We start from the raw sequence: 6,540 nt of genomic DNA, 5'->3' as shown, positions 1-6,540 counted from the left end.
GCGCGGCGCTGCGGCGCGCCATCGACGCCAGGCGCCGGGCCGCCGTGCGCGAGCGCGCGATCCTCGACCCGCCCGAACCCGAGCCCACGCCCGAGGAGGCTGTGATGGCCGCCGATCAGCCCATCCCCGACGAGCGCCTCAAGCTGATCTTCGTCTGCTGCCATCCGGCACTGGCGGCCGACAGCCGCGCGGCCCTGACCCTCAAGGTCGTCTGTGGCCTGTCTACCGAACGGCTGGCCCGCGCCTTCTTCGTGGCCGAACCGGCGATGCTCCAGCGCATCACGCGGGCCAAAAGGAAGATCGCCGGCGCCGGCGTGCCTTTCGAAGTCCCGGCCCGCGAGGCCTGGCCCGAGCGCCTGGAAGCCGTCCTCTCGACCCTGGAGATCGCCTACGCCCAGGCCTACGAGGACGCCGCCCTATCGGCCCGCGACGTGGCGCCCTTCGCCACCGAGGTGCTGCGCCTCTCCAGCCTGCTGGCCGAGTTGGCGCCGGACGAGCCCGAGGTGCTGGGTCTGGCCGCCCTCGTCCGCTTCGCCGAGGCTCGCCGACCCGCCCGCCTGGACGAGCGGGGCGCCATGGTCCCGCCGCCCGAGCAGGACGCCACTCTCTGGCGTCGCGACCTGATCGCCGAGGCCGCCGCGCTCCTCGACCGCGCCGCCGCGCGCGGACGCAGCGGCCCCCGGCAGATCCTCGCCGCCATCCATGGCGCGCACTGCGCGCGGGCCGAGACCGGCGACACGGACTGGCCGACCATCGCCGCCCTCTACGACGTCCTCGCCGGCCTGCGTCCCGGGCCCGCCGTGGCGGTGAACCGCGCCGTGGCCCTGGGCGAGGCCCGCGGCCCCGAGGCCGGATTGGCGGAACTGGCGAGGATCGCGGGCGTCGAGGCCTGGCTCCCGTACCAAGCCGCGCTCGCCCACCTGAGCGCCCGCGCCGGCCGCCACGACGCCGCCCGCGCCGCTTGGAACGCCGCCGTCGCCCTGCAGCCCGGCCCGGCCGAGCGGCTCTACCTCCAGCGCCGGCTCGCCGAGATCTAAGGCGATCGGAAGCCCCCGATTGGGGGGTGTCCGGGACATTCCCCCGCGGCACTGAAAGGGCAAGCACGGCGCCAGCGTGGCGGCCGGCGAGTGGGGGACTGATCCGTGTCGAAGATATCCTACAATCCAAGCCTCAGCACCGTGACGTACAATGACCTCGTGTCGCTGACCGTCGGCCAGGCGCAGATCGTCAGCTCGAACGCCACCACCCTGGCGGTGCGGATCCCGGTGTCGGGCATCATCAACGGCACGCTGGACGTGGTGCTGGGTGGCAACTTCACCCTGACCGCCGGCTTCCCGACGGGCGGCGCTTTCACCAGCATGCGCGTCGACCTCAACAGCCAGACCCTGCTCTCCGTGAGCGACTTCTCGCTGCCGTTCGCGGGCGGGACGCCTGATTTCACGAACCTTCAGGTCTTCCTCGGTGGCGCCGACGTCCTGACCGGCGCGAACTTGAACGACCTCATCGAAGGGTTCGGCGGCGCCGACACCATCGACGGCGGCGGCGGCCTCGACATCATGAACGGCAATACCGGCAACGACACGCTCGCCGGCGGCGACGGCGCCGACATCCTGCGCGGGGGTAAGGACGACGACGTGCTGTTCGGCGGCGCGGGCAACGACTTCATCGCCGGCGATCGCGGCTCTGACACCGTCTCGGGCGGCGCGGGCGCGGACATCTTCCACACCTTCGCCGGCGCGGGCCTAGACCGCGTCACCGACTTCAGCAGCGCCGAGGGCGACCGGGTGTTCGTCCTCGGCAACACCTACACCGTGAGCCAGGTCGGCAGCGACGTGCGCATCGACCTCGGCAACGGCGACCAGATGCTGCTGGTGGGCGTGCAGCAGTCCACCCTGGCCAGCGGCTGGATCGTCTCGATCTGAGGAGAGAACGCGGCCCCCGCGCGGTCCGCCGCCGGGGGCCGTGGATCAGTCGGCGCCCGGCTTGCCCTTGGGCTCCGCGGCTTCCTTTTCCTGCTGGCGCGCACCCGCCAGGATCGCCGGCAACGCGTAGTTCCCCTCGTGGCAGGCGTACTCGTAGATGATGCCTTCCAGGGGCGAGAAATCGTACTCGCCGCCCCACGCCTTGTCCCAGGTGTCGGGGTCTTCGACCTGGAAGCGGTAGTTGATCCGGGTCGGCGACACGCGGGTGAACCACTCGGTGACCTTCAGGTTCTTCCAGGAGCCCATGAAGGCTTCGCGCTGCGGGAAGTTGGTGGTCTCCACCACCAGGGTCTCGCCGTCGAAATGGCCGATGGAATCGCCCATCCAGGGGCGCAGCCCGTCCGTCCGGTGCTGGCCGTTCAGCCGGATCACCCGGGTGTCGTGGATCATCTCGACCTGGATCACCACGGCGTCCGGCGTCTGCAGGATCTGGTAGTTGTTGTTGTAGAAGCCGTTCGGCAGCATCGGCGCGGTGGCGTTGCGCCCGAAGCCCGTGATGCAACGCTCGCCCAGCGCGCGCGTCTCGTAGCTGTCGTAGTTGTCGCGATACTGGCCGAAACCACCCCCGCCCGCGCCGCTCTTGCGCGGCGGCGGCATCCCGTTTGGGGTGGTGATGATCGAGGTCCGGAACTCGCCGTTCACCGCCATGATGTGCGCGCCCGGATCCAGCCAGAAGGCGTTGTAGCCGCCCACGTCGCCCCCGGCCGCCCCGAACTCCGGCTTGATGGCGATCAGCTTCGCCTCGGCGGAATTCGCCTGGTAGGACTGCGTGGTCTTGTTGGGATCGGTCGGGGCGTCGGCCTCCTCCAGCGCCTTGGCGAAGGCGCCCTCCAGCGCCCGTGCTTCCGCCAGCGACAGCGTCGGCGCGCTGCTGAGCTTCGGGTTGCGCACCAGCGGCGTGAGCGTGGCGTTGCTCCAGTAGCCGGAGAAGTCGGGGTGGCCCCAGGCCGTGGTCGGCGCCTTCCAGCCGGGCTGGCGGACCGTGGGATCGACCACCGGGGCCGGGGCCTTGGCGGGGGCTGCTGTCGCGACGCCCGTCGCGGCCAGGGCGGTTCCGAGCGCGAGGATCAACACGCGGCGCATGACTTCATCTCCCGTCAGGTTCTGAAACGACCTTTGCGGGAACCATACTACGTGTTCGACCTGACGCACGGTCATTCGACGTCGGCGCGCGCCGCAACTCGCTCTTCCCTTTCCGCGCGCCGCCCCGTAACCCTCGCCGCATGGACGCCGAGCTCAAAATCGCGACCGCACCGTTCCGCGATCCCCGCTACGCGCCGCGACGCCTGACGGTCGACGAGCGGCCGGGCGGCGAGATGGTGCTGACCAACCCCACGCCCTATTCCACCGCGTTCCAGACCGTCACCGCGTCGCTGGGACACTGGGCCGTCACCGCGCCCGACCGGATCTGGCTGGCGGAGAGGTCGGGCGACGGTTGGCGCGCCGTGACCTTCGCCGAGGCCTGGCAGCGGATCGCCGCCCTGGCCGCCGGCCTCCGGGGCCTCGGGGTGGTCGGCGAGCGCCCGCTGCTGATCCTCAGCCGCAACACCGTCGACCACGCACTGGTCGCCTACGCCGCCATGGGTCAGGGCATGCCTGTGGCGCCGGTCTCGCCGCAGTACGGCCTGCCGGGCGCCAACGTCGCGCGCCTCACCCATGCTTGCGAGGTCTTGAAGCCCGCCGCGGTCTACACCGAGGACGCGGCGCTGTTCGCCGAAGGCCTGGCCGCCGATTGCCTCGCCGGCCTGCCGGTGATCGCGGCCGCGAACCCGCGCCCGGGCGACGTCGCCTTGGACAGCCTCTACGGCGCCGGCTCGGCCGCGCCGACCGCCACGCCCGAGCAGCACGCCAAGTACCTGCTGACCTCCGGTTCGACCGGCCTGCCCAAGGCGGTGATCAACACCCACCGCACCATGAGCCTGAACTCGGCTCAGATCACCGCCTGCTTCGACGACCCCGACCCGCCGGTGATGGTGCACTCCGCGCCGTGGAGCCACAGCCTCGGCGCCAATGCGATCCTGCACTACTCGGCCCACCGCGGCGGCTCGCTCTACATCGACGCCGGCCAGCCCACCGCCGCGAAGTTCGGCGAAACCGTGCGGAACCTGCGCGAGGTCACGCCGACCTACCAGAACATGGTGCCCGCCGCCTGGATGCTGTTCGCCGAGGCGCTCGAGCAGGACGAGGACCTCGCGCGGGCGTTCTTCTCCCGCGTGCGCCTGCTGCAGTACGGCGGCGCGGCGCTCGGGCAAGCCACCGCCGACCGCATCCAGGCTGTGGCGGTCCGCACCGTCGGCGAGCGGATCAGCTTCGGCAGCGGCTACGGCGCCACCGAGACCGGCCCGACCGCCTGCAACGTCCATTGGCCCAACGCTCTGATGGGGATGATCGGCCTGCCCTTGCCGGGAACCTCGGTGCGTCTGGTCCCCGAGGCGGGGAAGCTCGACTTCCGGGTGAAGGGGCCGCAGATCACGCCGGGCTACCTGGGCCGCCCCGAACTCTCGGCGGCCGCCTTCGACGACGAGGGCTTCTATCGCCTGGGCGACGCCGCCCGGTTCGTCGAGCCCGGCAATCCGCAAGCGGGCATGATCTTCGATGGCCGGCTCTCCGAGAACTTCAAGCTCGCGTCCGGCACGTTCGTGATGGTGGGCGAGCTGCGTATCGGCGCGATCGGCGCCATCGGCGACGCGGTCACCGACGCCGTGGTCTGCGGCGAAAACCAGGATGCGGTCGGCCTGCTACTCTATCCCAACCCTACCCGGCCGCGCGCCGAGGTCGAGGCCGCGGTGCGCGCCGGGGTCGAGGCGCACAACAGCCGCGCCAGGGGCTCGGGCGGCCGCGTCGCGCGCGTCCTGGTCCTGCCGGATCCGCCCGACGCCAGCGCGGGCGAGATCACCGACAAGGGCTACATCGCCCAGAGCCTCGCCCGCGCCCGCCGCGCCGAGGCCATCGAGCGGCTTTTCGCCGATCCTGTCCCTTCCGACGTGATGGTGTTCTGATGACCGACGGCGCCGAAAAAAACGGGGCAGACGCCCTGATCTCGACCCTGGTGGCCAATGAGGTCACCGCCTGCTTCGCCAACCCCGGCACATCCGAGATGCAGTTCGTGGCCGCCCTCGACGGCGTGCCGGCCATGCGCCCGGTGCTCTGCCAGTTCGAGGGGGTCGCCACCGGCGCCGCCGACGGGTACGGCCGCATCGCCGACAAGCCCGCCTGCACGTTGCTGCACCTGGGGCCCGGCTACGGCAACGGCGTCGCCAACCTGCACAACGCCCGGCGCGCCTTCACACCGATCGTCAACGTGATCGGCGACCACGCCACCTACCACCGCCAGTACGACGCCCCGCTGAATTCCGACATCGCCACCCTGGTGAAGCCCAACTCGATCTGGGCGAAGTCCGCCGACAGCCCCGACGCCGTGGCCAACCTCACCGCCGAGGCCGTGGCCGCGAGCTATGGCCCGCCCGGCGGCCCCGTCAGCCTGATCCTGCCCGCCGATTCCGCCTGGCTGCCCGCGAAGAACGAGCCGGTCATCGCGCAGAAGCCGGTGCGGCCCGCGCCCGCCGGCTCGGCCGTAGACGCCGCCACGAAGGCGATCAAGGCCGCCAAGAACCCCGTCGTCCTGCTGGGCGGCCAAGCGGTCCGCGCCGAGGCCCTGAAGGAGGCCGCACGCTTGCAGGCCGCGGGCGTCACCGTCTTCTCCGACACCTTCGTCTCGCGCCAGCCACGCGGCGCGGGCGGCTTCCTGCCGAAGAAGATGCAGTATTTCGGCGAGATGGCGTTGGCCGAGCTGCAGGGCGTCGACGTGATGGTCTACGCCGGCACGACCACGCCGGTGGCGTTCTTCGCCTATCCCAACCGTCCCAGCGTGCTCGTGCCCGAAGGCTGCGCGACGTTGACGCTGGCAGAGCGCGGCGAAGATGCGGTCGCGGGCCTCGCCGCCCTGGCCGACGCGCTGGGCGCGCCGAAGTCCGGCCCCAGCCAGGCCCTGGCGATCCCCGACGCCGCACCCACCGGCAAGCTCACCGCCTATGCGGTCGGGGCCTCCATCGCCCGGCACATGCCCGAGGGCGCGATCATCGCCGACGATGCGGTGACCTCCGGCGCCGGCGTCGCGGCCAACACCGGCACCGCCCGGCCGCACGACGTGCTGGCGCTGACGGGCGGCGCCATCGGAATCGGCCTGCCCCTCGCCATCGGCGCGGCGGTGGCCGCCCACGACCGCAAAGTGCTGAGCCTGAACGGCGACGGCGCGGCGATGTATACGATCCAGGCGCTCTGGACGATGGCCCGCGAGAACCTCGACATCACCGTCGTGGTCTTCGCGAACTACACCTACCGCATCCTCAACATCGAGATGGAGCGCACCGGGGCGGGCAAGGCCGGGCCCTCGGCGCGCAAGCTCCTGGAACTGGGGGGCCCGGACATCGACTTCGTGGCCGTCGCCAAGGGCCTCGGTCTCCCAGCGGTGAGCTGCGACACCGCCGAGGCCTTCGAGAAGGCCTTCGCCGGCGCCATGGCGCAGCGAGGGCCCATGTTCATCGAAGCGAAGATCTGA

The 6,540-nt window shown here is 71.5% G+C and carries 5 protein-coding genes; 4 read left to right on the top strand and 1 reads right to left on the bottom strand.

What is annotated here, in order from left to right; genetic code table 11:
* Together ACODSY_RS17935 and ACODSY_RS17930 are read left to right on the top strand one after the other, a co-directional pair.
* The coding region (locus ACODSY_RS17935; protein ID WP_488953166.1) for an RNA polymerase sigma factor at nt 1–1,037 on the top strand (1,037 nt) is incomplete at its 5' end.
* Between the two features lie 105 nt (nt 1,038–1,142).
* Complete coding sequence (locus tag ACODSY_RS17930; protein WP_488953164.1) at nt 1,143–1,922, top strand: calcium-binding protein; 780 nt, start codon at nt 1,143–1,145, stop codon at nt 1,920–1,922.
* Nucleotides 1,923–1,967: 45 nt separating this feature from the next.
* Here ACODSY_RS17930 and ACODSY_RS17925 read toward each other — a convergent pair whose 3' ends face one another.
* Nucleotides 1,968–3,065 (bottom strand): hypothetical protein, encoded by a 1,098-nt coding sequence (locus tag ACODSY_RS17925; protein ID WP_488953163.1) that lies wholly within the window; start codon nt 3,063–3,065, stop codon nt 1,968–1,970.
* Between the two features lie 140 nt (nt 3,066–3,205).
* Here ACODSY_RS17925 and ACODSY_RS17920 point away from each other — a divergent pair, with 140 nt between their 5' ends.
* Together ACODSY_RS17920 and ACODSY_RS17915 are read left to right on the top strand one after the other, a co-directional pair.
* Nucleotides 3,206–4,981, top strand: a complete 1,776-nt coding sequence (locus ACODSY_RS17920) for a feruloyl-CoA synthase (RefSeq protein ID WP_488953162.1) — start codon at nt 3,206–3,208, stop codon at nt 4,979–4,981.
* Nucleotides 4,981–6,540, top strand: coding sequence for an acetolactate synthase large subunit (locus tag ACODSY_RS17915; RefSeq protein ID WP_488953161.1), 1,560 nt, complete (start codon nt 4,981–4,983; stop codon nt 6,538–6,540). The genes ACODSY_RS17920 and ACODSY_RS17915 overlap by 1 nt, the downstream gene beginning before the upstream one ends.

It is taken from the genome of Phenylobacterium sp. FG114 (genome assembly GCF_057809855.1).
Note: the sequence above shows the minus strand (reverse complement) of the source record. Positions and strands in the feature narration are given on the sequence as shown.

Bases quoted from the DNA above. Each gene is read 5' to 3' on its own strand.
- ACODSY_RS17925 (WP_488953163.1), bottom strand. From the start codon at position 3,065: ATGCGCCGCGTGTTGATCCTCGCGCTCGGAACCGCCCTGGCCGCGACG.
- ACODSY_RS17920 (WP_488953162.1), top strand. From the start codon at position 3,206: ATGGACGCCGAGCTCAAAATCGCGACCGCACCGTTCCGCGATCCCCGC.
- ACODSY_RS17915 (WP_488953161.1), top strand. From the start codon at position 4,981: ATGACCGACGGCGCCGAAAAAAACGGGGCAGACGCCCTGATCTCGACC.